The organism is Streptomyces bugieae (assembly GCF_036352915.1).
GTDB classification, from domain to species: Bacteria; Actinomycetota; Actinomycetes; order Streptomycetales; family Streptomycetaceae; genus Streptomyces; species Streptomyces endophytica.
Window position 1 is genome coordinate 112400 of record NZ_JAZBJP010000015.1, and the last position, 26012, is coordinate 138411.

The following is a 26012-nucleotide window of genomic DNA, read 5'->3' on the forward strand; positions in this document are numbered from 1 at the left end:
CACCCGGCCGGCGCTCTTCGCCGCCGGACGCCGCCGGCCTCCATGCTAGGCAGCGCCCCGCCTCCGAACACCCCTTCCCCCGCACCGAGTCCGAGAGTTTCCCGGCAGTTCACCGCGCCGCTACGACCTGCGGCCGGCCGGCGCTCCGGTCGCCGCGGCCGGCTGACCGCGACGGTGGCCGCGCCCGGACCGCATCCGGCCGGCCGACCGGGCCGGTCAGCCGGGAACCCCCATGCGCTGCGTGCCGACGACCGACAGCAGCCGAAGCGCCTCCTCCGACGGTGAGCCGGGGGCGGCGGTGTAGATGACGACGCGCTGGTCCCGGTCGGCGATGTCCAGGACGTCGCAGCGGACGGTCACCGGGCCGACGAGGGGGTGCGCGAAGGTCTTGCAGAGGGTGGGCCGGTCGGTGACGTCGTGCGCGGCCCAGAGCCGGGCGAACTCCTCGCTGCCGGCGAGGAGTTCCTCGACCAGGCCGGTCACCTCCGGGTCGTGGGGATAGCGGGCCGCGGCGGCGCGCAGGTGCTGGGCCGAGGTCCGGGCGAACTCGTCCGCGTCCGAGACGCCGTACAGCCGCCGGTGGTCCCGGTGGGGGCCGAGGAAGGCGCGCCGGATCAGGTTGCGGTCCCGGCGCGCGAGGGCGGAGAAGTCCTCCATCAGGGCCGCGGCCAGGTCGTTCCAGGCGATGACCTCGTACGTCGCCGATATCACCAGCGCCGCGGCCTCCGGCAGCCGGTGCAGCAGCTCGACGATGCTCTGCCGCACCTCCCGCGAGGGCCCGGGCGGGGGTCCGGGCGGGGCACCGGCGAGGTGGTGGAGGTGGTCGCGCTCGGCGTCCGACAGGCGCAGCGCGCGGGCGAGTTGGGCCAGCACCTCGCGGGAGGGGTGCGGGGCACGGGCCTGCTCCAGGCGCGCGTAGTACTCGGTCGAGATGAACGCCAGCTGTGCCACCTCCTCGCGGCGCAGCCCCGGGGTACGGCGGCGCGGCCCCGCGGGGAGCCCCACGTCGGCGGGGGTGATGCGCTCGCGTCTGCTGCGCAGGAAGCTGGCCAGTTCACGTCGGTCCATCTCCCCAGTCTGCGGGGGCGCCGCGCGGCCCAGCCAGGTACTGCCGGTGCCTGGATGAGCGGGGCGGCCGGCCCCAGGCTCGTCGGCATGAACCACACACCGATCACCACCACGACCTCGGAGCACACGACGGCCCCGGGCCCCTCCGGAACCTCGGGCGCCTCCGGCCTGCTCGCCGGCAAGGTCGCCTTCCTCACCGGCGCCGGCCGCGGCATCGGCGCGGCAGCGGCCCGGCTGTTCGCCCGGGAAGGCGCCCGGGTGCTCCTCGCGGCCCGTACGGAGAGCCAGCTCAAGGCGGTCACCGAGGAGATCCGGGCGGCCGGCGGCACCGCGGAGTACGTGGTGTGCGACCTGGCCGACCCGGCGAGCGTCCGGGCCGCCGTCGACCGGTCCGTCGAGCTGTACGGCCGGCTCGACGTGGCCTTCAACAACGGCGCGACGGGCCAGCCGCCCGGCCCGATGGACCAGCTGTCGGAGGCCGACTTCGACCATGTCTGCGCCGTCAACCTCAAGGGCCCGTGGCTGGCCATGAACGCCGAGGTCGCCGCCATCCGCGCCACCGCGCGGCGCGGGGCCGTCGTCAACACCTCCAGCGTCGGCGCCCTGATGGCCAACCCCTGGCTGCCCGCCTACGGAGCGGCGAAGCGGGCGGTCAACAGCCTCACCGCCTCGGCGGCCGCCACCTACGGCCCGGAGGGCATCCGCGTCAACGCCATCGCGCCCGGCACCACCCTCACCGAGATGCTGCACGAATGGGACGAGAAGACCCCCGGCATCATCGATCAGCTCAACGCGCAGACCCCGCTGGGCCGCGCCGCCGACCCGGAGGAGATCGCCCAGGCCGCCGCCTGGCTCCTCAGCGACCGCTCCTCCTACGTCACGGGCACGGTCCTCCGGGTCGACGGCGGCATGCGGGCCTGAGCCGGCACGGCGGCCTTGCGCCCGGTGCGGGGAGCACCCACCCGTCAGGCCACGCGCCGGCGGGTGCCGGTCCCCGCGGAGAGCCTGATCGCGTCGAGAAGGCGGTGCACCCGCAGTCCGGTGTCGAAGTCCGGAACGGTGCGTGAGCCGGTGCTGGTGCGCAGGTCGCGGGCCAGCCCGGCGTACATCCGGGCCACGTGGAAGCCCTCCGCGGAAGGGTCGATCCCCGAGGCCGGCACGTACCGGCCGGGAAGGGGCAGTTCCTCGCGCACCTCGCCCGCAGGAGGTGATCGGGGCTCGTCGCCTCGACCGTCTCTCCGGTTCCCACCTCGGCAGCCGCGGCATCATCCTGCAGAGCTACAGGCAAGGTCAAAAGGTATGGGGAGACGCCGCCATGGACTCCATGTGGTCCGCTTCCACGATCAAGGTCATCGGCCCCGGCATCGACGACCCAGACTTCGCCGACAAGCTCAGCAGGATGATCGGCGACCACGACGTGGTGAGCACCTCCACCTCACACTCCGAATCCGGCAAGTCCACCTCCGTCAGCATGCGGCAGGAACGCATCCTTCCTGCCGACGCCATCCGCGCCCTGCCCAAGGGCACCGCACTGTGCTTCGCCACCGGAATGCGCGTCGCCGTGCTCGATCTGAAGCCCTGGTACCTACAACCAGGAGCCGACGAGATCTCCGCAGCCTCCGAGCGTGCTTCACAGGGCATCACTCAGCGTGCCATCGCCAAGACAGCGCCTCGGCACCTCGACTTCGGCAAGGCAGCGTGAGCGCGCCTGGACCAAGTGGGGGGACACGGCCCCCTACGACGTCAACCGCCGCAGATAACGGGTGCGCCGCGGCCCGATCATCAGCACACCCACTACCGGCCCGGCTGCGGCGACCACGAGGCATGCCGTGCGCAGCACTCCACCGTCGTATCCGACCCCTGTCACCAGCAGGACCACGGCGAGGAAGGCGGCACCGAAGCAGATCGCGCCCGGTGTGTGGACATGGGGCTGCCACAGGGCGTAGGGGCCCACCGGGCCGGTCGGCTCGGGGTCGGGGTGGGTGTCGCTGACCGGTTCGCCCATCGGGGTTTCCGGGGGCGTGCCGATGGGTGTTGTTCCCCGTACGTAACGGCCGTCATCCAGTACGAGCAGGGCCGGGGTGGACCATTCGGGCCGGTCTTCCGTCCGGGGCGTCCAGTACAACCGGCCTTGAGCGCCTTGGAGGGTGTCTGCGAACGACACCGGGTCGAGGCAGCGGTCGAGGAACAGATCACGGGGGCCGTGCGACGAGGCGAGGCGCAACGAGGGTGACAGGAGCGGGCCCGGTTGCTTCGCAGCGCCTGGAGCGGTGGGGCGCCTGAGGAGGTTGCCGGCGCCGGGGCCGACGATCCGGACCCGAAGCATCCGGGGCTCGCCGTCACCGAAGATGCCGTCCGAAGCGTGGGGGGCGGCGCGCGGGCGGAGGGCTGCTGCGGCGGCGGACAAGGGGAACAGGCTGTACAGGGCCAGCATCACCAGGTCCCCCGGGCCGGCCGGCCCGCCGAGCAGCGCGCGCAGCTCGGCACGGCGGTCCAGAATGACCCCGGCGCCGGGGGCGTCCGCCGCGTAAAGTCCCGCGAACCGGTCACCCAGCTGCGGGAGTTGGGAGGTCTGTACCGTGCCCTTGAGCCGGGCTGTCCCTCTACTGGGCCGGTCGGCGGGCGACACCGTCACCGTGACCGCGGACTCGTAGTACCTGTAGTTCCTGCTGTTCTTCAGGTACGAGTGGTGAACCTCGGCGATGGCCACCTCCGAGATGCGTGGGTGATGGGCGAGGATCGCGGCCAGCTGGGGTGTGGCGGCCGTCGTCGAAAGGAAGAGCATGACGAGCGGCAGCGGGACGGCGGTGAGAGCGAGGACGACGTAGGCGAGGCGTCTTGCGGGCCACCATCGGAGCCGTCGTCGTCCCGTCGGGCCGGGTCGGGGCGGTGCCGGTGTCGCCCCGCCTGCCGGCAGCCACCGTCCGCTCGCCCGCAACCACCACGCCAGGACCGCTCCGGCTGACACCGCCAGGCAGGCGAGCAGATCCCAGCGGGGGTACGGGGCCACCTTCCGTACCAGCAGGCAGATCAGGAACGCTGCGGCACCGCCCCAGGCCACGGCGGTCGCCAGGGCGGTGCCGGCGTCACGCTTCCTCACCCGAATACGTCCTTCACTGATCCCTTCTCCGGCCCCTGCGGCGTCGCGGCGGCCTCGTTCTTCGCCTCGTCCGGCTGCTGTGACCAGATGGCGTCGTGCAGCGGTTTGCCGATGGCTCCGGCACCGCCGTAGATGATGCCCTGAGCGGGGCCCTCGACAGAGAAGTGCGGACCCTCCCGGCCGGGAGGCAGGTGAGTGTTCGCACCGTGTACGGCGGCGCCGCCTGCAGCGCCGCCGACTCCGTTGACGCCTGCGTCCCAGAGCATGTCGCGCCCGCTGACGTCGTTCGACGGGTCGTTGTCGAGGTTCTTCGTTCCGTCGACGGCGAACCCGCCGGCCATGCTTCCGGCGGCGCCGCCTGCGATGTCGCCGAGCAACGGTCGGCCCGCTTTGCCCAGTCCGCGGGCGACGGCGAGCCCGGGCCCGGTACCGACGAGGGAAGAGAGGCCTCCTTGCCAGGTCGCCTCGAACAGGTTGGTGTCCTGTCCGGTGAGCGCGTTGGTGATGACGGTGCCGCCGGTGTTGCTGGCCCAGTTGACCAGAACGTTCTTCAGAAAGCGGTGTTCCTTCGCCAGCCGGGAGATGGTCTTGAACGCCTGACTCACCTTGCGCAGGATCGTGCCGAGCGTTTTGGCAAGTTTTGCGGCGCGGGCAGCGAGTTGGGCGGCTCGGGCTGCCCCCGCGGCCGCCGAGAATCCCATGGTCAGGAACGAAAGGCCCACCGAGACGCCGATGGAGATGCCGATTTCCAGATAGATCTCATGTATTTCGCGGTTGATGTCTTCGATGGCATCCGCGGCTTCTTCGAGGCTCTCGGCTGCCTCCGGCAACTGCGGCAGGCTCTTCGTCATCGCCGCATCGAGGTTCTTCCAATGCGCGGCGAAGGAGTCGGCTGCCTGACCGCGCCAGCCGGAATCCATTGTCCGCTGCACTTCTCGGTCCAGGTCCCGGAACATGGTTTGGAGGTTTTCGTGGAGGTCCCGCCACCCCTTGGCAGCGGAACGCAAGACCTCCGGCTCGCCGCCGGGGTTGATGATTTCCAGGCCGGCCTCGTAAACCTGTTCCGCTACGGACTCGTCACCGCTCATGCGTGACGTCCCTGGTCAAAGCCGGTCGACAGGGACTCGTCCGTCGCCGTGGCATTCTGCTGGACCGTGCGCAGGCCCTGGCTGATCTGGTCGAAGTGCTGCCGCAGGCCGTTCAGCGTCTCCACCATGTCGTTGGACATCTCGATGTACGTGGAGGTGACCTCTTCGGATTCCGTGAGGACTCCAAAGCCGTCATGAATCACCTCGGCATCGGTCTTCGACCGGAAGTCCTTGATATAGCTCTCCAGGTCCGAACCGTAACTCTCGAAGCCCTTGGCCAACTTGGAAAGCGCCGCCGCATCCACTAACGACTCGTGGGCAGACACGAGTCACCCCCTGTTGTTTCTCGAAGCACACTGATGGCATGGCGCAGGCACGGTGTGGCGAACGCCCGCAGGGCAGCTTAGGAACGAAGTGATCAACGCGAGGGTGGCCGGAAGTTTTCTTGTCACGTCCTTTATGCGGCGACGTGAGTGGCGGCACCTGCTTCGACATTCCGCTGACGCGCCCCGTACTCTTCCGGACATGAAGCGCCCGGCATCGAGACCCAGGACCTGACGGACCCCCGTGACCTGCTCGCGGATCCGCCCCTTCTGGAGCGCGTCATCGCCAACCTGGTCGTCAACGCCATACGCCGCTCGCCCGGGGACCAAGGAGCGCTGATCAGGACTTGGCCCGGGCGGATGGTGGACCCAGACCGGGATCCACAGGGGCGCCATTGGCCCATGAGAAGCGGCACCCCGCCCAGGCCATCATCGGATTCTGCATCGCGAGCACCGTCCTGTTGTCCATCGCCTGGTGGGGCCGCGGCTTTGGGGCTCTCACGATGCCGGCAATCGCGGGCGGTTCCCTGCTTCTCCTGGCAGCCGTCATCGCACCCCGCTACCTAAGGAACTGGCCGCGGAAGACCCTGAATCTGCTCGAACGGTTCCGTCAGCAGCAAGCTGCACAGTTTCCCGTTCCTCCGCCCCCTCCCCCTCCGCCTCCGCCCGCAGGATCAACGCGTCATCGGGCAGGCCCCCGAAGCAGATTCGTAGGTGGCCGGGCCGCCGGTACCCGACATATGGGTTCCGACAAGATCACCTCTGACTGCCTCCTCGAAGATCACCCCACTTCTAGACTCCCATACCGCGGCCTTTCAGCGGCCGCCTTCCATGGCTAGGGCAGTAGGGGGAAGGGGAAATTCCCATGCCGAAAGATGACTCTTTTGTGGATGCAGAAGCACTGGTGAGGCTGACGAAGACCTTTGAGGCGTACGGATCCAGCCCGCAGGGCCACACCGAGGAACCCCCGGGGGACGCCGACTCCGCGGCAGCTCGCCACGGATCCCGAAAACCCATAAACAGCGACGAGTTGAGGCATGCGTACGTCGAGATGGCGAACCTCATGGCGGACAGTCTGGGTGCCCTGGTACGACAAGCGGGACGCCTCGACGACGCATTGCGTCCGGGAGAGCGCGCGATAGACAATTCCGCGGTACCCGATGCCGACCAGGGGCATCGTCCTGCCTACTGAAAGTGGCCGGCCCTCCCCCGCAGCAGAGAGCCGGCCACTTTCGGTGTTGGTGCCCGTGTGCGGGCGGCGTGGTCAGGTGCTGGCGGTGAGTTCTTCGATGCGGGTGGCGAAGTCGGCTTCGGGTAGCGGCAGGTCGACGTCATCAACGAAGCCGAGCGCGTCGGGGACGTAGGCGATGACGGCGTTGGCTGCCGCGGAGACGCCCGCTTTCTCCCTACGCAGGACGTCAAGGATCCGCAGGGCGGCGACCAGATCGCTGCAGTCGGCGAATTCGGGGGTCGATGGTTCGTGGCTTTCGAGTCTGGCCTGGTCGCGCCAGAGCTTGGCTTCGTGCCGCTCGCCGAGGGCCATGTGGTGCAGGTAGAGACAGCAGGCGGCCCCGATGTCTCCGGCGCCGGCGGCGAATTGCCACCAGAACTGGGCACTGTCGGAGCGGCGGGCCAGATGCAGCACACACCCCAGCACGCGGGCTGCTTCCGGCTCGAGAATGCGACGGGAGAAGAAGGTGCTGAGCTTGTGCAAGTCGCGGGCGACGACGGTCTCGCACAGCGTGTTCAGGTGCCGGGTCTGGATTCGGTGTGGCAGGCCCGCACGCTCGGCAGCCCGGGCCGCGGCCGCCCGGGCGGGCTCCATCTGGTCGTCGAAGGACAGGGCGCCCTGCCACATACGTTCGTTGATACGTGCGGTCAGCCGTGCCTCAGCCGCCGGGGTTCCGGAGTAGGCGCGTCTGGGCAGCCGGGCCTTGGCCAGTGCGCGATCAAGATCAGCAGAACTGCTCATCGTTCCTCCTTTTCAAGGCCCAGGGCGCGCTGCAGCCGGTGCCGGGCATAGCGGGTGGTGGACCGGACTCCCGCGGGGGTGACGCCGAGAATGTCGGCGGTCTCCTGGGTGCTGTAACCCAGGCAGTACTGCAGGACGATCACATCGTGCTGCCGCTCGGGCAGGGCCTGGATCGCCGTGTAGACGTGCATGCTCTCCGACAACTCGCCGATCGGGTCGACCGCGTCACGCAGGGCCGCGGTCTCGAACGCCGCCTGGTCGACCACGGTGGGGCGGCGTCCGCGTGCACGGGCATAGTCAATGGTCCGGTGTTTGACCACCACCCATGCATACGCATGGGGGTTCTCGTGCTCCAGTACCTCCGACCAGCTGAGGTAAAGCTGCTCGAAAGCGTCGTCCACGGCCTCCTCGGCATCGGCGAGGTTGGCGAGGTAGAGCTCGGACCAGTGGATGTAGACCTCTCGGAACAACTCGTGGAAGGCGCGGAAGTCAGCAGGCAGCTCAGTCATCGGGAGCGCTCTGAGGCGGCGGTATCGGGTCACCGCTCACCTCCCGGGCTCGGGCAGCGGCCTCGCAGCTCTGACAGGCCCATCAGTACCCCGGCCGCAGCAGCGCGCCGCAGTGCGGCCAGAGCGTCCCTACCGAAGACACGCGCGGCCATCGCGACTGTCAGTAGGTCGCCAACGAGATGAAGCTTCACGGTGCTTGGGAATCCCCTCCGCTGGTGAGAGAGGCGCCCTCCCCAACGCCTCAGAGAAACCTTGGTGTTCCTCTGGCTCTATAGCGTTTGCCGACCCCAGATCGTGCAACGGCTAACCGGAAAATCTTACGGATGGGGAAGCGCTCCACGCGAGAATCGCCCGTCTGCCCTCCAGACTGAGACGGCCGCCCAACTAACCACCGTGGCCGCAGCGTTGTGCTTCAACAGGCGCGGGCCGTGCGGGGCCGCCGGGCCCTGTCGCATGTCGCCACCGAGCACCGCTCTGAGCTGCGTCTACTACACCGAATTTCCTGATCCTGCCCTTCCTCATCGAGACCGCTCTGACGGAGGCGGTCGCAGTGCGCGATCGCAAACACCCCGCAGCAGAGCACGCGGGCGCGGCAGCAGGCTGCGCGGCTTGCCTCCGACTCTGCCGACCATCGCGGTGAGGGCGGAGGGCCGAGCCGTTCCGGGGTTTTTCACCTCCCTGGCCATCGCGTCAACAGGTTCGCACCCACACACGCATCACTCGACGCACAGCTCATCAGGGCAACGTCAAAAGCCATGCGGTTCCCTTGAAGGCAGGAACGACATGGAATGTGATGGGGGATGTGAACAGCGCCTGGCTCCTTCTCGACCGCCCGCCTCATCCGGCGGCCCTGGGTCGTGCGCCGCGCTGCACGGAGACCTCCGCCTCCCGCTGAGACGTCTCCCGCATTCCCACGGGGCGCCCTGACCTGATCAGGCGCCCCTTTCTCGTGCGTCCGTACGTCACGCCCCTGAGGGGCAGGTACGGCGCAATCAGCCCCTTTCCTCCCCTCCTGTGAATGGATCATGTCCGTCTTCGACCTTTCCTCCCGTACCGTCCTGGTCACCGGCGCCACCTCCGGCATCGGCTACGAGACATCCCGGCTGCTCGCCGAACGCGGCGCCACCGTCCTCGTCCACGGCCGCACCGCCGAGGAGGCGCAGGCCGCCACCGACAAGCTCGTCGCCACCGCGGGCGTCAACGCCGCCCAACTGTGCGGATTCGCCGCAGACTTCACGCGCCTGGAGGAGGTCGAGGCGATGGCGCGCCGCGTCGTCGCCGAGCACCCCCACCTGGACGTCGTGGTCAGCAACGCCGGCATGGCCGCCCCCGAGAGGCACACCCTCACCGCCGACGGCAACGAGATCGCCTTCCAGGTCAACTTCCTCGCCCACTACCTGCTGACCTGCCTCCTGGAGCCTGCGCTCACCAGCGAGCCCGGTGGCCGCGTCGTCAATGTGTCCTCGTCGCTGCACCGCACCGCCTCCATCCAGTGGAGCGACCCGCAGCGTGCCCGCCGCTACTCCCGGCTCGCCGCCTACGCCCAGTCGCAGCTGGCGCTCACCGTTTTCGCCGCCGACCCCCGCGTGACCGCCGTCTCCGTACACCCCGGAATTTGCGACACCGACCTGCTGCCGCTCTACGCGAACAGCGGTGAGCCGGCTGCCGAGGGCGCCGCCCATGTCGTGCGGCTGTGCGACCCGGCGGTCGAGATCGTCAACGGCGCCTACTACGACCGCGACCAGCGCACGGAGCCCGCGCCCGCCGCCACCGAAGACCGCACGGTCAAGCGCCTCACCAAACTCGCTGACCAGCTGGTCGGCCAACACGCCTGAGGAACACCGCCACCTGAAGGGCTCCACCGCCTGCAAAGCCCACAGGCGGTCCATCGACGTCGAAAGGCCGTACACCCACACCATGTCCAAGCGTTCCCGCCAGAAGAAGACCCGCCGCAAGAAGAAGGCCAACCACGGCAGCAAGGCCGGCCAGAGCTGAACCACCGGGCGGGGCGGCCCCCGTACCGCCCCGCCCGGCCCACCCCGCGAGCGTCACAAGGAGCCACCGTGATCAAGCTCTCCCCCGGTCAAGTCGCCGCAGTCTCCCACTGGTTCGACGGCGGACTCCCTGGGGCGACAGCGCTGGCCGAACACGCGCTGAGCCCGGGAGCCGGTCACTGGTGGGCGGACCGTCCCGTCGATCCCCGAGCCGTCGCCGTGGCCTGCGCCGACCACGTGCTGCTCCACGGCGAACCAACCGCCTTGGCCCCGCTCGCACTCGCCCCTTTCGCCGCGCACTACATCCAGGCCCCGGCCCGCTTCCTGCCCCTGCTGAGTTACGCGTTCGACCTCCTCGTGCCGTGGGAGCGGATGGGCTACGTGCACCGCGTCCACGTTGCGCCTCCGCACCCGTCGCGTGGGGTGACGGTGCGTCGGCTGATGCCTGAGGACGCTCCAGCAGTGGCTGCGCTGGGGCCTGAAGCTGCCTGGAGCCATGCCAGTTGGGGCGGCCCGGCACAGCTCGCCGCCTCCGGGCACGGCTGGGCGGCCTTCGCCAAAGACCGTGTGCTCGCCATGGCCTGTACGTACTTCCGCGGCAGCACCTACGAGGACGTCGCCTGCCTGACCGTCCCCGAACACCGCCGCCAGCGCCTCGCGCTGGCCTGCGTCAGCGCCCTGTGCCGGGACATCGCCGCCCGCGGCCACACCCCGAGCTGGACCTGCTCCCGAGACAACCGTCCCAGCCGGCTCCTCGCCTGGACCGCCGGTTTCCGCCTGGAACACGAGTACGTCCACTACCGCACCGGGCAGCCCGCGCGCCGCACCGCGGGGCTCGCCGCCTGAACACCACCGACGACCAGGAGCCCCCATGAAGACGCGTCGCACCCCGCGCACCACCCTCGCCACGGCGAGCATCCTCAACGGCCGCCACGAACTGTCCGTCCACAGCCTGAAGCGGCGAGACGACTCCTTCACCCTGCACTACACCATCGCACCGCCCCTGCCGGACGCCGGTGACACCACCCCCGTACTCCTGGCCCTCGAGGCGATGGACGACATCGGCAACGAATACTTCGACTGGGGCGGAGCCTACGGAGCCGCAGAGGGCGGCACGTACACCAACGGCAGCATCTCGGCACGGCCCGCCCTGGCGCCGAAGGCATGCGAGATCCGTGTGCGACTTACCTTCCTGCGCGACGGCGAGGAGCACCCCTGCCATCTGATGCTGCGCACGCAGGCCGTCAGGCCCTGAGTCCGAGCCCTCCAGGGGACGGGCCCACTCCGGCTATGCGCCTCCTCGCCCAGCCGTGCCCATGGCGTACCGGCCACCGTTCAGGGGACACCGGACCGCCATATTGACGATCGCCCTGGCGAGGAAGGCGCTGTACCTGCGTACCTGACGTGATCATCGCTTCGATGGCTGATCCGTTCGCGGTACGACAGGAGCACTCGATGGCCGCCTCCGCCCCTGCCGGTTCCGCGTCCGGAGCCGGTGTTCGGCATCGCGTCCGGGCGTGGATGCTGGAGGGGCTGACCGACATGGCCAAGCGCCATCCAGGTCCGCACGCCGGCCCGCAGAGTGCCCATCAGGGTCAGCGGTGGTGGCGGGTGATGTGCCTGACGGGCGTCGACTACTTCTCCACTCTCGGCTACCAGCCGGGCATCGCCGCCCTGGCGGCCGGACTGCTGTCGCCGGTTGCCACCGTCGTTCTGGTCATCGTGACCCTTGCCGGCGCGCTGCCGGTCTACCGCCGGGTGGCGAAGGAAAGCCCCCATGGCCAGGGGTCTATCGCCATGCTGGAGCGGCTGCTGTCCTTCTGGAAGGGCAAGCTGTTCGTCCTCACCCTGCTCGGCTTCGCCGCCACCGACTTCCTGATCACCATCACCCTCTCCGCCGCCGACGCCGCCACCCACCTGGTGGAGAACCCACACGTCAGCAGCGCCCTGCACGGCCGGCAGATGCTCATCACCCTGGTCCTGGTGGCGCTCCTCGGCGCGGTCTTCCTCAAGGGCTTCCTGGAGGCGATCGGCGTGGCGGTCGCGCTGGTGGGCCTCTACCTCGCGCTCAACGTCGTCGTGGCCGTCGTCGGCCTGTGGCACGTGTTCGCCGCGCCGCACGTCGTGCCCGACTGGACCCAGGCGCTGACCACCGAGCACGGCAACGCCCTGGCCATGATCGGCGTGGCCCTGCTGGTCTTCCCGAAGCTGGCCCTGGGCCTGTCCGGCTTCGAGACCGGCGTGGCGGTCATGCCCCACATCGAAGGCGACGCCGGCGACACCGAGGAGCGCCCCACCGGGCGGATCCGCGGCGCGAAGAAGCTGCTCACCACCGCCGCCGTGATCATGAGCGTCTTCCTCATCGTCACCAGCTTCGTCACGACCGTCCTCATTCCCGCGGCCGCCTTCAAGCCGGGTGGGGCGGCCAACGGGCGCGCCCTGGCCTACCTCGCCCACGAGTACCTGGGCTCCGCGTTCGGCACGGTCTACGACGTCTCGACCATCGCCATCCTCTGGTTCGCCGGCGCCTCGGCCATGGCCGGCCTGCTGAACCTCATGCCCCAGTACCTGCCGCGCTACGGCATGGCACCCCACTGGGCACGGGCCGTGCGGCCGATGGTGCTGGTCTTCACCGCCGTCGCCTTCCTGGTGACCTGGATCTTCGACGCCGACGTGGACGCCCAGGGCGGCGCCTACGCCACCGGGGTCCTGGTCCTGATCAGCTCCGCCGCCATTGCCGTGACCATCGCGGCGCATCGCGCCCGACAGCGCGGCTGGACGATCGGCTTCGCCGTGATCGCCGTGGTCTTCCTCTACACGACCGTCGCGAACGTCATCGAGCGGCCCGACGGCGTGAAGATCGGCGCTTGCTTCATCGCCGGAATCATCCTGATCTCGTTCCTCTCCCGCCTCGCCCGTGCCTTTGAGCTGCGGGTGACCAGCGTCGCGCTCGACGACATGTCCGAACGGTTCATCCGCGACGTCGCCCATCGCAAGATCCGGTTCATCGCGAACGAACCCGATACGCGCGACGTGGCCGAATACCGCGACAAGCTCCAGCAGATCCGCACCGACAACGACCTCCCGGTCTCCGAGGACATCATCTTCGTCGAGGTCACCGTCCTCGACCCGTCCGAGTTCGAGAGCGAGCTGCGGGTGCACGGCGAGGTACTGCATGGGCGCTACCGCGTGCTGTGTCTGGAAAGCACCACCATTTCCAACGCACTGGCCGCGCTGCTGCTGCACGTACGCGACATGACGGACCAGCGGCCGCACATCTACTTCGAGTGGACCGAAGGCAATCCCTTCGCCCAGTTCCTCCGTTTCTTCCTCTTCGGCCAGGGTGAGGTCGCCCCGGTCACCCGTGAGGTCCTCCGGGAGGCCGAACCGGATCGCGAGCGCCGGCCCCGCGTCCACGTCGGCTGACCGCCCGCACAGCGGCTCCGCGTCAAGAACGCGATAAAGATGAGCGACACGGCATCAGGGGGTTGTCAGGACTGGTAGTGCCCGCGCTCATCCTGCCTAATGTCAGCGAAATGGGACGGCGAACCGCTCCCGTCGCCGCGGCGCAGACCCGGCGGCCGGACACAGCCGTCGACCGCCACTGGCGTGCGGATGCCCGACGCGCCCTTCGTTATCCCCTGGCGTTCGTCGGTCTGATCATGATGCTCGACTGGGGCGCGGGCAGTCTCACGCTGCCCCGCGCCGGGCTCTGGACCGGGCTCGGGGTGGCCATCCTCGCCGTCTTCCTGCCGTCGCGCGTGACCGCGGGCGACGGGTGGCTGGCGGTGCGAGGCCTTATGGGCGAGCGCCGCGTACGCACCGACGCGTTGATCACCGTCCGCCGGTGTGGCGTCATCGCCTCCGACCTCGTACTGCGAGACGCGCACGGAGGGTGGCTGGAATTGGACCCTCACGTCCTGGAGACCAATCCGCTCCTGTGGCACCTGCTCGACGCCGGCGCCCGCCGCTCCCTCGAACGCGGCACGCTGCGCCACGGCGGCCAGGTGCTGCAGGCGTTGGCGGAGCGGATCGACGGGCAGGAAGCGCGCGCCGTGTTCAGAGCTTCCGGGCTGCGGTAAGCGCAGCGCTGCAGCTTCGGGCTGCGGTGCTCACGGCGATGAGCGCTCATCCTGAGTCAGACGTGCGCCGGACGACACACCGGGGGGAAGCATGGGGCGACACGCGAGAGCGGGCCGGCCAGGCGACACAGGACGAGGACAAGGTAAGGGGCCGGCATCGGGCGCGCGCGTGATCTCTACGCCGCGGCCCGATGCCGATTCCCTGCCTGAGCAGCCAGTTACGGTTGCCGCAAAGGCCCACGACTCGCCGCAGAGCCGCACATTCGCTGCGATAGGTACCCTGCTGGTCCTCGGCATCGTCGCCCTGGCCGGTCTGCTGCTGCGCATGCCGCTGGACGACTTCCGTTACGCCTCCGGCGCCTCCGGCACACCGGGTACCTTTTCTGCCACGCGCTGCCACACCGTCCCCGTAGGGCGCGGCGGCTCATCGCGGGCATGCACGGGGACGTTCGCCGCGGCGGACGGCGGGTTCACCGATCACGCGGCGCACCTCACCGACGCCCGAATCAAGCTCGGCCGGGCCATCCCCCTGCAACGCGCATCGGACGGACGCTACGTCCGGCCCCTGGCATCCGCTGCGGCACGGGACCTGGCAGGCGTCTTCGCGATCGTGTGGGGAGCCGGATTCCTGTTGGTGTTGGTTGCCGTGGGCTGGACGGGGGTTCGCTTACGAGGGGGCCTCCCGCTGCGGTCGAGCCGGCAGCCCGGCGGCAAGCTGCTGCCCCTGCTCGGCTGGCTCTACGTCGGGAGTGGCGCGGCGGCTGTGCTGTCCCTCGTCGCAGCAGTGGTGCTGGCGCTGACCGGCCGCTGAGCCTCCACGCCGCGCCGGTCGTGCCGGCGCACAGCAGCGGAAGCGGCCAGGCACCCTCCGCGCGGGAGGCAGGCCACCGCCAGGCGTTAAGGGTGTGGCAGTAACCCGAAAACAACCGGTAGGTTTCCGTGCGGAGTGCCGGGAAGTCTGGTCGGCGGCAGTTCAGCCTTTGCCGAAGCCATCGAGAGATGAGTACGTGACCGACCTTACTGCCCTCCTTCTTCTCGTCGTGTTCGCCACGTTGGTGGCCACCGGCGCCCGCCATTTGCGCATCCCCGCTCCCTCGCTGCTCGTCGTCGGCGGCCTGCTCATCGGGCTGCTTCCCTGGATACCGGACGTCCAGGTCACGCCCGAAGTGATCAGCGTGGCGGTGCTGCCGCCTCTGCTGTACGCGTCCGCCGAGGAGATTCCGTGGCGCGAACTGCGCGGGGTGTGGCGTCCGGTGACCGTCCTCGCCTTCGGCCTGGTGCTGGCCAGTGCGGCAGCCGTGGGTGCGGTGGCCTCCGCGGTCACCCCGCTCAGCACCACCATGGCGTTCGTCCTGGGCGCGGTGCTGGCCAGCACCGATCCGGTCGCGGTCACGGCCCTCGGACGCAAGATCGCGCTACCGCCCCGCATCCAGGTGCTCGTCCAGTCCGAGAGCCTCTTCAACGACGCCACCAGCCTCGTCCTCTTCAAGGTAGCGGTGGGCACGGCCGTGGCCGCCACCGCCGTCACCCTGCCGGCGGCCGGTGGACAGTTCGTCGTGCTGGGCGGTGGCGGGGCGCTGGTCGGCGGCGCGGTCGCGGGCGCCGTGACACTGATCCGGCGCCGGACCGAGGACCCGGTCCTGGAGACGGTGATCGCCCTGGTCACGCCGTACGCCGCCTACATACTCGCCGAGGACCTGCACACCTCCGGGGTGACCGCGGTCGTGGTCGCGGGCGTGGTGCTCGGCAGCACGGGCCATCGGCTCACCAACGCCACCATCCGGCTCCAGGTGCACGCGGTCTACGGCACCGTGATCTTCCTTCTGGAAAGCGTCGTCTTCGCCCTCATCGGCCTGGAACTCCCCACCGTTGTAAGGCAGTTGGGGCCGGACGAACGCGGCTGGCCGTTCGGTGTGCTCGCGGTGGCGGGCACGGTCATCGCGGTGCGTCTCCTCGGGGTGCTTCCGCTCTCCGTCATCATGCAGCGCCGCCGCGGCAACGGTGCGGTCACCTGGCGCATCCCCGCGGTGGTCTCCTGGGCCGGCACCCGTGGCGTGATGCCGCTGGCCGCCGCCCTGTCCATCCCGCTGGCCGCCGACGACGGCAGCCCGCTGCCGCACCGGCCCCTGATCCTGGTCCTCACCACCGGCGTCGTCGTCTTCACCCTCGTCCTGCAGGGCTTCACCCTGGCGCCCGTCGTCCGCTGGTCGAAGATCGCGCTGGAGCCGGAGCACACAGCCCGCGAAGAAGCAAACGCCCGGTCCGGTCTGGCCAGGGCCGGACTGGACTGCCTGGACGAGCTCGAAGCCGCCGAGGCGGCGCCCGCCCCGCTCATCGACCAACTGCGGCGCGGCCTGCTGGCCCGTCTGGACCAGGCCGACGCCGACCAGGCCGACGACGTGACATCGTCCTCATCCGTCTCCGCGGCCGGCTACCGGGAACTCCGGCGCACGGTGATAGCCGCCCAGACCACGAAGCTGCAGGCCCTGTACGCGGCCAACCACGTCAGCGACACCACCCGGCGCCGACTGCAGCGCAGGCTGGACCTGGAGGAGGCCGGACTCGGCGACGAGTGAGCACGGGACCAGCGCTCAAGGCTGCGACGCACGGAGAGCCGCACGCAGCGTCAGAACCGGTCCCGGAACTTGATGCCGGCCAGCAGAAGACCGACCAGCGACGCCGCCACCAGCAGCCCCACGATGCGCTCCACGCTCACGACACCACCGCCGGCACCATGTCTGCGCACACCACACGGACCTCCTCAGTTCTCTGCCCACCCCCGCACGGGTCCACCGTGACGGCCCGCGCGAGGACACGCGCACGCCACGCCGGTTCCCTAACGACATTCCAACGGTGTCGGCTCGCTGCCCGCCTCCGTGAGCGCTACACCGCCACCGTCTGGAACCCATCAAGAACACGGAACGCCACCACTGAAAATCAGCCATCCCGGGGAAGCCGCATGCAGTATCCGTGCGGGCCGCTGGGAGGGACGACATGGCAGTCCATGGTGGGAACCTGGAGGGCGGGGTCCGTATATCCGACGGCTCCGCTGCTCTGTCCGACGCCCCATATCCGCCCCTGGACGCCCTGCATCGCGCGATACAGGCCGCGCGCCGGGCCCTGCACGACTCGGCAGTGGGCCCGGGGGACCTCGACGCCATCATCTACGTCGTCCGGCGGCGGCAGGTTCCGCCCCGCTGGCAGTCGGCCCGGGTGGCATACGCGCTCGGCGCACGGGAGGACATCGCCGCCCTCGACATCCCCGGCTCGCGCGCCGCCCAGTGCATGGCAGCGGCGCTGAGCGTCCCCGGCGGGCCGGTGCGCCGAGTGCTGATCGTCGAAGCCGAGGGAACGGCGCGGCCGTCGGCCTCCCTCGTCACGGGATGAAGCGGCACGACGGCGCGGGGCGGTGCGCCGCGGTCAGTGCGCCTGTCCGGCGGCAACCGCCACCGGAACCGGTGCGGCCGGCAGGGACACAACCATCGTCAGGCCCCCTCCGGGCGTTTCCTCGGGCGTAAGTGTGCCGCCCATGGCCTCCGTGAGCCCTCGGGACAGTGCCAGGCCCAGCCCGAGGCCGGTGGTGTTGTCGGTGTCGCCGAGACGTTGGAAGGGCTCGAAAGCCTGCTCCCGGTCGGCGAGTTGGATGCCCGGCCCGCGGTCGGTGACTCTGAGCTCCACCCGTCCCGCCAGTGCACTCGCACCGATCGTGACCGAACGCCCGCCGGGTGAATGCCGCACCGCGTTGGAAATGAGGTTGGCGAGGACGCGCTCCAGCAGAGGAGGGTCCGCGACGACATCGGGAGCGGTGTCCAGCCCACGGGTCACGACGTGGACGTGGTCCTTCGGGGGCGAACCGGGCAGGGTGTCCAGCGCCGAGGGCAGGACCTCGGTGAGCGCGACGGGCTCCAGGTGGAGGGTCAGCGCTCCCGCCTGCAGCCGGCTCAGGTCGAGGAGGTTGTCGATCAGGCGGCTGAGCTTGGCCAGGGACTCCTCGGCGGTGGCGAGGAGCTCCTCACGGTCCTCTGCCGAGAAGTCCACGTCACTGCTGCGCAATGAGCTGACCGCGGCCCAGCATCCGGCCAGGGGCGTCCGGAGATCATGGCCAACCGCGGCAAGCAGTGCGGTCCGCATCCGGTTCGCCGCCTTGACGGGCTCCACCTCGGCCGCGGCCTCGGCGAGCCGGGCGCGTTCGACGGCCGCGGTCAGGTGCGCGGCGAATGCGGTGAGCACGCGGTGCTCGGAGGCGGGCAGCCGCCGCCCGCTCAGCACCAGGACGCTGTCGTCCCCTATCGCCACCTTGGTCTGGTACTCGGCCGCCGCGTCGCCGGCGACACCCGGCTCCGGCTCCTCCCGCCGCGGCCGCAGCTCGATGCCGTCCATGCCGAAGGTCTCGCGGGTCCGTTCCAGGAGTGCGGGCACCGCACGGTCACCGCGCAGGATGCCGCCCGCCAGCGACGTCAGCGTCTCGGCCTCCGCGGTGGCTCGCGCGGCCCGTCTGCTCAGGCGCAGCGAGCGGTCGACGATGGCCGCGACCGTGACGGCGACGATCGTGAAGGCGGCCTGGGCGACGACGATGTTGGCCTCGGCGAAGGTGAAGTGGCCGACGGGCGGGATGAAGTAGTAGTTCAGCAACAGCGAGGTCGTCACCGAGGCGAGCAGCGCCGAGACCACCCCACCGATGCAGGCGACGCCCAGCACGGTGAGCAGGAACAGCAGGGCCTCGCTGGTGAGGTTGAGCGCGAGCGGGGCCGAGACCGTACGCAGCGCCAGTGTCAGCAGCAGGGGCGCGATGAGGCCGGCCACCGGCCCGGCCACCCGGCGGGAGCGCGACAGGCCGCTGCCGGGCGCGGCCCATTTCCGGCCCTGCCCGGCATGTTCGTGGGTGACGGTGTGGACGTCGATGTCGCCGGAGAGCTCGACGACCGTCTCCCCCCACGCCGCGGGGCGCCAGTACGCGCCGCAGCCTGCCCCGGCGGCTGGCGCCGATGACCAGCTGGGTGGCGTTCTGGGCCCGGGCGAAGTCCAGCAGCGCGGCCGGCACGTCGTCACCGACCACCGCGTGGTAGCTGCCACCGAGGCTCTCCGTGAGCCGCCGCTGATCGGCCAACGCGGCAGGCGAGGAACCGGACAGGCCGTCGCTGCGGGTCACGTGGACGGCCAGCAGGTCGCCGTCGGAGGAACGAGCGACGATCCGGGCGGCGCGACGGATGAGGGTCGCGCCCTCCGCACCACCGGTGAGCGCCACCACGACGCGTTCGCGGGTCTCCCACACCGGGCCGATGCTGTGCTCATGGCGGTATTTGCGCAGCGCCTCGTCCACCCGGCCCGCCACCCACAGCAGCGCGAGTTCCCGGAGCGCGGTGAGGTTGCCGAGCCGGAAGTAGTGCGACAGCGCCGCGTCGACCTTCTCCGGCGGGTAGATGTTGCCGTGCGCCATGCGCCGTCGTAGCCCCTCGGCGGGCAGGTCGACCAGTTCGATCTGGTCGGCATGGCGGACGACTTCGTCCGGCACGGTCTCGTACTGCGGCACGCCGGTGATCTTCTCGACCACGTCGCTGAGCGAGTCCAGGTGCTGGATGTTGAGCGTGGCCACCACGTCGATCCCGGCGGTGAGGAGCTCGTCGATGTCCTGCCAGCGTTTCGGGTGGCGGCCGCCCGGCGCATTGGTGTGCGCGAGTTCGTCGATGAGCGCCACCTCGGGCCGCAGTTCCAGAACGCGGTCGAGATCGAGCTCGGCGAACTCCGCACCACGATGCCTGCGCATCACGCGCGGCAGCACGTCGAGCCCTTCGAGCATCGCCTCGGTGGACGGGCGACCATGGCACTCGGCCAGGGCCACCACGACGTTCTTGCCACGGGCGGCGCGCCGCCGGCCCTCGTCCAGCATCCGGTAGGTCTTGCCCACGCCGGGGGCGGCCCCGAGGAAGACCTTGAGCTTGCCGGGACGTGCGCCCGGCTCGTCGGTCGCATCGCTGCCCCGCGCCATCTCGTACTCCTTCGCGTCTCAGCAGCATCGTCACTTCACGTCGGCAAATACCGGGAGGGAGTTCGAAGACGTTGACGCAACTCTGACCCGCGGCCTGCTTCAGGGGGTGTGCTGCTGTCATGGAGCCGTCAGGGTCTTTGTCGCCCGCGTCAGGGAAGCGCCAATCCGGCGTGACCGCCCCGCTCTTCGGGATTTCCATGGGCCACGACATGAACGTGACACAGGACGAGGAACAGGACCCCATGGACGGATCCGGGGCACGGCGGCGCGTCGTCGCCGGGGTGAGTGGTTCGCTGGGGAGCCTGACGGCGCTGCACCGCGCCGCCGACGAGGCCCGCGCGGTCCGGGGGAACCTGCGGGTCGTACTGGCCTGGGAGCCGCCGGGTGGCGACATCGCCCACCGGGGCGGCCCCTGCCCGGCGCCGATGGCCGCCTGGCGCCGGATGGCGAAGGACCGTCTGCTGACCGCCCTCGACACCGCTTTCGGCAGCGCCGGCCCCGGCGTACCGCTGGAGCCGCTGGTCGTCCTGGCCAAACCGGGCAAGGCCCTGCTGATGGCCGCCGACCGGCCCGACGACCTCCTGGTGGTCGGCGCCGGCAGCCGAGGCCGGCTGCGCCGGGCGGTCTGGCCCTCCGTCGCCCGCTACTGCGTCGCCCGCGCCTGCTGCCCGGTACTGACCGTGCCCCCTTCTCCCCTGCGGCAGGCCCTCGATACCGTTCACCGCCGCAACGTCTGGCGACTCCCCCTGGACGTACGGGAACTGGCGGACTGACGTCCCCGTCCCTCGTGCCAGCGGGTGCGCTGCGGCATGCCTCCTTCGCCGCGCGCCAAGGCGACGTCAATATTCACCGGCTGCGCGGTAAGGATCCGTGAAGGCCGTCGACTTTCCTGCCGTTCGACGCTCTACGGGACGACCCTTGCCTCATCGGTACCGGCGGCACTCGCCTCGGGCCGAAGCACCATGAGGTGGACCATGCAATATCCCTTGCGTGACCGCATCGCGTTGGGTGCTGCGCTAGCCGGACCGCTGGCTCTCGGGCTGGTGCTTGTTCCCTTCCGTACGGGCGTATCACACACGAATCTGGCACTGATCTTCGTCGTCGCGGTCGTGGCGATCTCCGCTCTCGGCAACCGCTTCGCCGGAGCGATCGCCGCGCTGTCCTCCGCCTGCTGGTTCGACTTCTTGCTCACCAGGCCCTATCAGCAGTTCACCATCGCCGGCACCGGTGACCTGGAGACGGCCGTTCTCCTCCTGGCAGTCGGCCTGGTCGTCTCGCAGCTCGCGGCCCGCGCCCGGACCATGCGCATGATCGCCATCACCGACGCAGCTCACCTCGCACGACTGCACGACACGGCACGCCTCGTCCACAGCGGCTCACCGGACGCGGTGGTCGGACAGGTCCGGCAGCAACTCGTCGACGTCCTCGGGCTGGCCGGGTGCCGTTTCGAGTACGGCACGCTGCTCGGCCATCCGCCGCGGCTCGATCAGGACGGTGGCCTGGTCGTGGCACGCAGGCGGTGGGACATCGAGCGGCTCGGCTGGCCGGAGGGTGAGGTCGAACTGCGGGTCGCTGCGGAGGGACTGTTCCTCGGGCGATTCATGCTCTCCCCCGTTGCGGGGTCCGTTCCCTCCTTGCAGGCACGCCTGGTCGCGGTGTCACTGGCAGACCAGGCAGGGGCAGCGCTGAGCGGTGCGCGGCCGGTCCCGGAAACCTGAGCGTCGTCGTCGCCCTCGGCGCCGTGCTCCTACGCGTGTCTGCTCAGGCAGGAGGGCGGGTTGAGTCCTCGCCGTTAGAGATGCGTCAACGTCGCGCCAACGGCCGTAAGGGCCCCGTCAAGGAGGGGCGAAAACGAGCCACGGCGCGATTCCCTCTCCTCGTCCGTTCCTCCGAACCTCTCCTCAGGAGTGCACGATGGCCGATCTGGCCTTCGTGGTCACCACGCTCGCGGTCTTCGCGCTGGTGGCCCTCGTCGCCAAGGGGGTGACGAAGCTGTGACTGCCGAAAACCTCATCGGCCTGATCGTGGCCGTCGCCCTGCTGGGCTACCTCGTCCTCGCCCTTGTGTTCCCGGAGAGGTTCTGAGCCGCCGATATGAGCCCCGTTCTTGCTGATGTGCTCCAGGTCACCGCGCTCATCGGCGCGCTCGCCCTGGTGCACCGCCCGCTCGGCGACTACATGGCCGCCGTCTACTCCTCCAAGAGGCACCTGCGAATAGAGAAGTGGATCTACCGCAGCGTCGGCGCCAATCCCGACGCGGAGATGCGCTGGCCCGCCTACCTGCGCGGCATCCTCATCTTCTCGGCGGTGGGCACGCTGTTCCTGTACGTGCTGCAGCGCGTGCAGGACAAGCTGCCGCTGTCACTCGGCTTCAAACCGATCACCCCGGACCAGGCCTTCAACACGGCTGCGTCCTTCATAGCCAACACCAACTGGCAGTCGTACTCAGGTGAAGTGGCCATGAGCCATGTCACCCAGACCGCCGGTCTGGCCGTGCAGAACTTCGTCTCCGCCGCCGTGGGCATGGCGGTCGCCGTGGCACTCGTACGTGGCTTCGCCCGCTCCCGCACCGGCGACCTGGGCAACTTCTGGTCCGACCTGGTGCGCGGCACGGTCCGCATCCTGATCCCGCTCTCGTTGATCGCCGCGATCATCCTTGTGGCGTGCGGTGCGATCCAGAACTTCGGCGACATCCACCACATCACCACCCTCACGGGCAGCAAGCAGGCCATCAGCCCCGGCGCGGTCGCCTCGCAGGAGGCCATCAAGGACCTGGGGACCAACGGCGGCGGCTTCTTCAACGCCAACTCCGCCCACCCCTTCGAGAGCCCCAACGGCCTCTCGAACCTGCTGGAGATCTTCCTGCTGCTGGTGATCCCGTTCTCGATGCCGCGGACCTTCGGCAAGATGGTGGGTTCGATCAAGCAGGGTTACGCGATCGTCGCGGCCATGGGAATCGTCTGGTTCGGCGCCGTCATCGCCGTGACCTGGCTGGAGTACGCCCACCCCGGCACCGCCTCGCACCTCGCCGGCGGCGCGATGGAGGGCAAGGAGCAGCGGTTCGGTGAAGGCGCCTCGTCGCTCTTCTCCGTCTCCACGACCATGACGTCGACCGGATCGGTCAACTCCTTCCACGACTCGTTCAGCGGCCTGTCGGGCGGTGTGCTGCTGCTGGGCATGATGCTCGGCGAGATCACGCCCGGCGGCGTGGGCTCGGGCCTGTACGGCATGCTGATCATGGCGATCATCGCGGTGTTCCTCGCCGGCCTGATGGTGGGCCGTACGCCCGAGTACCTCGGCAAGAAGATCAGCACCCGCGAGATCAAGCTCGCGGCCTGCTACATCCTGATCACCCCGGCGCTCGTGCTGATCGGCACGGCGATGGCCATTGCCCTGCCGGACGGCAAGGAAGCCATGACCAACATCGGGGCGCACGGATTCTCCGAGGTGCTCTACGCCTACACCTCCGCCTCGAACAACAACGGTTCCGCCTTCGCCGGCTTCGGCGCCAACACGCCGTTCTTCAACACCACGCTCGGCCTGTGCATGCTCCTCGGCCGGTTCCTGCCGATGGTGTTCGTCCTCGCGCTGGCCGGCTCGCTCGCCGAGCAGAAGCCGGTCCCGGAGACCGCCGGCACGTTGCGTACCGAGAAGCCGCTCTTCACGGGTCTGCTGGTCGGCACGCTGCTGATCGTCACCGGTCTGACCTTCTTCCCGGCGCTCGCGCTGGGCCCGCTCGCCGAAGGGCTGTCGTCATGACCCTCGAATCCACGAAGCAAGAGGACGACATGTCCACCGATACTCCGACCCGGGCGCCGCACAGCGACGTGCCGACCGGACACAAGGACGGCGGGCGCGTCGGCGCCGGCCTCTTCGACCCGAAGCAGCTGGTCACATCCCTGCCGGACGCGATACGCAAGCTCGACCCCCGGGTGATGGTCAAGTCCCCCGTGATGTTCGTGGTCCTGGTCGGCTCGGTGGTCACCACTGTGCTGGCCCTCAAGGACCCGGGCAGCTGGTTCGGCTGGGTCATCGCCGTCTGGCTGTGGCTGACCGTGATCTTCGCCAATCTGGCCGAGGCGGTCGCCGAGGGCCGCGGCAAGGCGCAGGCCGACACCCTGCGCAAGGCCAAGACCGACACCGTGGCACGCCGGCTGAACGACGGCGCGGAGGAGCAAGTGCCCGGCACCGAGCTGCGCATCGGCGACCTCGTCGTCTGCGAGGCCGGCGACATCATCCCCGGTGACGGCGATGTCGTCGAAGGCGTGGCGTCCGTCGACGAGTCCGCCATCACCGGCGAGTCCGCCCCGGTCATCCGCGAGTCCGGCGGTGACCGCTCGGCCGTCACCGGCGGGACGAAGGTGCTCTCCGACCGCATCGTCATCAAGATCACCACGAAGCCCGGTGAGACCTTCATCGACCGGATGATCAACCTCGTCGAGGGCGCCGCACGGCAGAAGACCCCCAACGAGATCGCGCTGAACATCCTGCTCGCCTCGCTCACCATCGTCTTCCTGCTGGCCGTCGTCACGCTGAAGCCGTTCGCCCTCTACGCAGGCGCGGACAAGCAGACCTCGCTGATCGTGCTGACGGCTCTGCTGGTCTGCCTGATCCCGACGACCATCGGTGCTCTTCTCTCCGCGATCGGCATCGCGGGCATGGACCGGCTGGTGCAGCGCAACGTCCTGGCGATGTCCGGCCGGGCCGTCGAGGCCGCCGGCGACGTCTCGACCCTGCTGCTCGACAAGACCGGCACCATCACCCTGGGCAACCGCCAGGCCGCCGAGTTCGTCCCCGTACGCGGCACCACGGAGGCCGAGGTCGCGGATGCCGCCCAGCTCTCCTCGCTGGCCGACGAGACCCCCGAGGGCCGCTCGATCGTCGTCCTCGCCAAGGAGAAGTACGGCCTGCGCGAACGCCACCAGGGAGAACTGGTGGACGCGGAGTGGGTGCCGTTCACCGCCCAGACCCGGATGTCGGGTGTGGACGTCGACGGCCGCAAGGTCCGCAAGGGCGCCACCGGTTCGGTCATCGCCTGGGTCCAGGAGCGTGGTGGCGAGGTCGCCGAGGACGCCCAGCAGCTCACCGACGCGATCTCCCAGGCCGGCGGCACCCCGCTGCTGGTCGCCCTGGAGGACGAGCGCGGACCGCGCGTCCTGGGCGTCATCCACCTCAAGGACGTCGTCAAGGAGGGCATGCGCGAACGCTTCGACGAGCTGCGCCGCATGGGCATCAAGACCGTCATGATCACGGGCGACAACCCGCTGACGGCCAAGGCCATCGCCGACGAGGCCGGCGTGGACGACTTCCTCGCCGAGGCCACGCCCGAGGACAAGATGGCGCTCATCAAGCGCGAACAGGCCGGCGGCAAGCTCGTCGCCATGACCGGTGACGGCACCAACGACGCCCCGGCACTGGCCCAGGCGGACGTCGGCGTGGCGATGAACACCGGCACGTCGGCCGCCAAGGAGGCCGGCAACATGGTCGACCTCGACTCCAACCCGACCAAGCTCATCGAGATCGTCGAGATCGGCAAACAGCTCCTGATCACCCGGGGCGCGCTGACCACCTTCTCGATCGCCAACGACGTCGCGAAGTACTTCGCGATCATCCCGGCGATGTTCTCGGTGGCGTACCCCGGCCTGGACAAGCTCAACATCATGGGCCTGGCCTCGCCGGAATCCGCGATCCTCTCGGCGGTCATCTTCAACGCGCTGATCATCATCGCGCTGGTGCCGCTCGCCCTCAAGGGCGTGCAGTACCGGCCGATGAGCGCCGACAAGATGCTGCGACGCAATCTCGGCATCTACGGCCTGGGCGGACTGATCGCACCGTTCATCGGCATCAAGATCATCGACCTGCTCATCTCCCTGATCCCCGGAATCGGTTGA

General features: G+C 69.7%; 23 protein-coding genes and 2 pseudogenes. 17 read left to right on the top strand and 8 right to left on the bottom strand.

Annotated elements, in window-relative coordinates:
- Window positions 1-216: 216 nt before the first annotated feature.
- Entirely contained in the window at window positions 217-1068 is an 852-nt protein-coding gene (locus V2J85_RS22855; RefSeq protein WP_261954460.1) for a helix-turn-helix transcriptional regulator, read from the bottom strand.
- Window positions 1069-1122: 54 nt separating this feature from the next.
- On the opposite strand from V2J85_RS22855, the gene V2J85_RS22860 reads away from it, so the two are divergent.
- Window positions 1123-1989, top strand: coding sequence for an SDR family NAD(P)-dependent oxidoreductase (locus tag V2J85_RS22860; RefSeq protein ID WP_261954461.1), 867 nt, complete (start codon window positions 1123-1125; stop codon window positions 1987-1989).
- A 44-nt stretch (window positions 1990-2033) separates the two neighbouring features.
- Here the strand turns inward: V2J85_RS22860 and V2J85_RS22865 are convergent, their stop codons facing one another.
- Window positions 2034-2261, bottom strand: a complete 228-nt coding sequence (locus tag V2J85_RS22865; RefSeq protein ID WP_261954462.1) for a hypothetical protein — start codon at window positions 2259-2261, stop codon at window positions 2034-2036.
- A gap of 50 nt (window positions 2262-2311) precedes the next feature.
- Between V2J85_RS22865 and V2J85_RS22870 the strand changes: the two are divergent.
- Window positions 2312-2770 (top strand): annotated as a pseudogene (locus V2J85_RS22870) (TraG/TraD/VirD4 family protein); the annotation flags it as partial.
- Window positions 2771-2803: 33 nt separating this feature from the next.
- Here V2J85_RS22870 and V2J85_RS22875 read toward each other — a convergent pair.
- From V2J85_RS22875 to V2J85_RS22885, 3 genes are read right to left on the bottom strand one after another with little or no spacing between them, the layout of a single operon-like run.
- Window positions 2804-4168, bottom strand: a complete 1365-nt coding sequence (locus V2J85_RS22875) for a hypothetical protein (protein ID WP_261954463.1) — start codon at window positions 4166-4168, stop codon at window positions 2804-2806.
- Complete coding sequence (locus V2J85_RS22880) at window positions 4165-5256, bottom strand: WXG100 family type VII secretion target (protein WP_261954464.1); 1092 nt, start codon at window positions 5254-5256, stop codon at window positions 4165-4167. Before V2J85_RS22880 ends, V2J85_RS22875 begins: the two co-directional genes overlap by 4 nt.
- Window positions 5253-5582 (bottom strand): hypothetical protein, encoded by a 330-nt coding sequence (locus V2J85_RS22885; RefSeq protein WP_330822597.1) that lies wholly within the window; start codon window positions 5580-5582, stop codon window positions 5253-5255. The genes V2J85_RS22880 and V2J85_RS22885 overlap by 4 nt, the downstream gene beginning before the upstream one ends.
- An 862-nt stretch (window positions 5583-6444) precedes the next feature.
- On the opposite strand from V2J85_RS22885, the gene V2J85_RS22890 reads away from it, so the two are divergent.
- A complete protein-coding gene (locus tag V2J85_RS22890; protein WP_261954466.1) occupies window positions 6445-6771 on the top strand; it encodes a hypothetical protein in 327 nt (108 codons plus the stop codon).
- Between the two features lie 72 nt (window positions 6772-6843).
- Here the strand turns inward: V2J85_RS22890 and V2J85_RS22895 are convergent, their stop codons facing one another.
- Window positions 6844-7551 (bottom strand): hypothetical protein, encoded by a 708-nt coding sequence (locus tag V2J85_RS22895; RefSeq protein WP_261954467.1) that lies wholly within the window; start codon window positions 7549-7551, stop codon window positions 6844-6846.
- Window positions 7548-8060, bottom strand: coding sequence for an RNA polymerase sigma factor (locus V2J85_RS22900; protein ID WP_261954468.1), 513 nt, complete (start codon window positions 8058-8060; stop codon window positions 7548-7550). The genes V2J85_RS22895 and V2J85_RS22900 overlap by 4 nt, the downstream gene beginning before the upstream one ends.
- A gap of 1025 nt (window positions 8061-9085) precedes the next feature.
- Here V2J85_RS22900 and V2J85_RS22905 point away from each other — a divergent pair.
- The 9 genes from V2J85_RS22905 to V2J85_RS22945 all read left to right on the top strand — a co-directional run bounded on the left by V2J85_RS22905 (window position 9086) and on the right by V2J85_RS22945 (window position 17523).
- Window positions 9086-9895, top strand: coding sequence for an SDR family NAD(P)-dependent oxidoreductase (locus V2J85_RS22905; RefSeq protein ID WP_261954469.1), 810 nt, complete (start codon window positions 9086-9088; stop codon window positions 9893-9895).
- A gap of 82 nt (window positions 9896-9977) precedes the next feature.
- A complete protein-coding gene (locus tag V2J85_RS41620) occupies window positions 9978-10055 on the top strand; it encodes a hypothetical protein (protein ID WP_474064967.1) in 78 nt (25 codons plus the stop codon).
- Window positions 10056-10123: 68 nt separating this feature from the next.
- Window positions 10124-10900, top strand: coding sequence for a GNAT family N-acetyltransferase (locus V2J85_RS22910; protein WP_261954470.1), 777 nt, complete (start codon window positions 10124-10126; stop codon window positions 10898-10900).
- A gap of 25 nt (window positions 10901-10925) precedes the next feature.
- The gene (locus V2J85_RS22915) at window positions 10926-11309 is read left to right on the top strand and encodes a hypothetical protein (RefSeq protein ID WP_261954471.1); all 384 of its coding nucleotides are present in this window, start codon (window positions 10926-10928) and stop codon (window positions 11307-11309) included.
- A 200-nt stretch (window positions 11310-11509) separates the two neighbouring features.
- Window positions 11510-13480: an APC family permease gene (locus tag V2J85_RS22920; protein WP_330822621.1), complete on the top strand. Its 1971-nt coding sequence runs from the start codon at window positions 11510-11512 to the stop codon at window positions 13478-13480.
- 110 nt (window positions 13481-13590) lie between these two features.
- On the top strand, window positions 13591-14136 hold the full coding sequence (locus V2J85_RS22925) for a hypothetical protein (RefSeq protein WP_261954472.1): 546 nt from the start codon (window positions 13591-13593) through the stop codon (window positions 14134-14136).
- 169 nt (window positions 14137-14305) lie between these two features.
- Window positions 14306-14947, top strand: coding sequence for a hypothetical protein (locus tag V2J85_RS22930; RefSeq protein ID WP_261954473.1), 642 nt, complete (start codon window positions 14306-14308; stop codon window positions 14945-14947).
- A gap of 196 nt (window positions 14948-15143) precedes the next feature.
- Window positions 15144-16712 (top strand): Na+/H+ antiporter, encoded by a 1569-nt coding sequence (locus V2J85_RS22935; RefSeq protein ID WP_330822600.1) that lies wholly within the window; start codon window positions 15144-15146, stop codon window positions 16710-16712.
- Between the two features lie 418 nt (window positions 16713-17130).
- The gene (locus V2J85_RS22945; protein ID WP_261954476.1) at window positions 17131-17523 is read left to right on the top strand and encodes a beta-ketoacyl-[acyl-carrier-protein] synthase family protein; all 393 of its coding nucleotides are present in this window, start codon (window positions 17131-17133) and stop codon (window positions 17521-17523) included.
- A gap of 33 nt (window positions 17524-17556) precedes the next feature.
- Here the strand turns inward: V2J85_RS22945 and V2J85_RS22950 are convergent.
- Window positions 17557-20122: pseudogene (locus V2J85_RS22950) on the bottom strand (ATP-binding protein).
- 209 nt (window positions 20123-20331) lie between these two features.
- Between V2J85_RS22950 and V2J85_RS22955 the strand changes: the two are divergent.
- The 5 genes from V2J85_RS22955 to kdpB all read left to right on the top strand — a co-directional run bounded on the left by V2J85_RS22955 (window position 20332) and on the right by kdpB (window position 26012).
- On the top strand, window positions 20332-20895 hold the full coding sequence (locus V2J85_RS22955) for a universal stress protein (RefSeq protein ID WP_261954478.1): 564 nt from the start codon (window positions 20332-20334) through the stop codon (window positions 20893-20895).
- Window positions 20896-21096: 201 nt separating this feature from the next.
- Window positions 21097-21840, top strand: coding sequence for a DUF4118 domain-containing protein (locus V2J85_RS22960; protein WP_330822604.1), 744 nt, complete (start codon window positions 21097-21099; stop codon window positions 21838-21840).
- A gap of 276 nt (window positions 21841-22116) precedes the next feature.
- Complete coding sequence (gene kdpF, locus V2J85_RS22965) at window positions 22117-22206, top strand: K(+)-transporting ATPase subunit F (protein ID WP_018542562.1); 90 nt, start codon at window positions 22117-22119, stop codon at window positions 22204-22206.
- Between the two features lie 9 nt (window positions 22207-22215).
- The gene (kdpA, locus tag V2J85_RS22970; RefSeq protein ID WP_261954480.1) at window positions 22216-23880 is read left to right on the top strand and encodes a potassium-transporting ATPase subunit KdpA; all 1665 of its coding nucleotides are present in this window, start codon (window positions 22216-22218) and stop codon (window positions 23878-23880) included.
- Entirely contained in the window at window positions 23877-26012 is a 2136-nt protein-coding gene (gene kdpB / locus V2J85_RS22975; protein WP_330822605.1) for a potassium-transporting ATPase subunit KdpB, read from the top strand. The genes kdpA and kdpB overlap by 4 nt, the downstream gene beginning before the upstream one ends.

Excerpts from the sequence above, each read along its gene's own strand:
- V2J85_RS22855 (WP_261954460.1), bottom strand. The coding sequence starts at position 1,068 with ATGGACCGACGTGAACTGGCCAGCTTCCTGCGCAGCAGACGCGAGCGC.
- V2J85_RS22860 (WP_261954461.1), top strand. The coding sequence starts at position 1,123 with ATGAGCGGGGCGGCCGGCCCCAGGCTCGTCGGCATGAACCACACACCG.
- V2J85_RS22880 (WP_261954464.1), bottom strand. The coding sequence starts at position 5,256 with ATGAGCGGTGACGAGTCCGTAGCGGAACAGGTTTACGAGGCCGGCCTG.
- V2J85_RS22890 (WP_261954466.1), top strand. The coding sequence starts at position 6,445 with ATGCCGAAAGATGACTCTTTTGTGGATGCAGAAGCACTGGTGAGGCTG.
- V2J85_RS22895 (WP_261954467.1), bottom strand. The coding sequence starts at position 7,551 with ATGAGCAGTTCTGCTGATCTTGATCGCGCACTGGCCAAGGCCCGGCTG.
- V2J85_RS22900 (WP_261954468.1), bottom strand. The coding sequence starts at position 8,060 with ATGACTGAGCTGCCTGCTGACTTCCGCGCCTTCCACGAGTTGTTCCGA.
- V2J85_RS22905 (WP_261954469.1), top strand. The coding sequence starts at position 9,086 with ATGTCCGTCTTCGACCTTTCCTCCCGTACCGTCCTGGTCACCGGCGCC.
- V2J85_RS41620 (WP_474064967.1), top strand. The coding sequence starts at position 9,978 with ATGTCCAAGCGTTCCCGCCAGAAGAAGACCCGCCGCAAGAAGAAGGCC.
- V2J85_RS22915 (WP_261954471.1), top strand. The coding sequence starts at position 10,926 with ATGAAGACGCGTCGCACCCCGCGCACCACCCTCGCCACGGCGAGCATC.
- V2J85_RS22920 (WP_330822621.1), top strand. The coding sequence starts at position 11,510 with ATGGCCGCCTCCGCCCCTGCCGGTTCCGCGTCCGGAGCCGGTGTTCGG.
- V2J85_RS22925 (WP_261954472.1), top strand. The coding sequence starts at position 13,591 with ATGGGACGGCGAACCGCTCCCGTCGCCGCGGCGCAGACCCGGCGGCCG.
- V2J85_RS22945 (WP_261954476.1), top strand. The coding sequence starts at position 17,131 with ATGGCAGTCCATGGTGGGAACCTGGAGGGCGGGGTCCGTATATCCGAC.
- V2J85_RS22955 (WP_261954478.1), top strand. The coding sequence starts at position 20,332 with ATGAACGTGACACAGGACGAGGAACAGGACCCCATGGACGGATCCGGG.
- V2J85_RS22960 (WP_330822604.1), top strand. The coding sequence starts at position 21,097 with ATGCAATATCCCTTGCGTGACCGCATCGCGTTGGGTGCTGCGCTAGCC.
- kdpA (WP_261954480.1), top strand. The coding sequence starts at position 22,216 with ATGAGCCCCGTTCTTGCTGATGTGCTCCAGGTCACCGCGCTCATCGGC.
- kdpB (WP_330822605.1), top strand. The coding sequence starts at position 23,877 with ATGACCCTCGAATCCACGAAGCAAGAGGACGACATGTCCACCGATACT.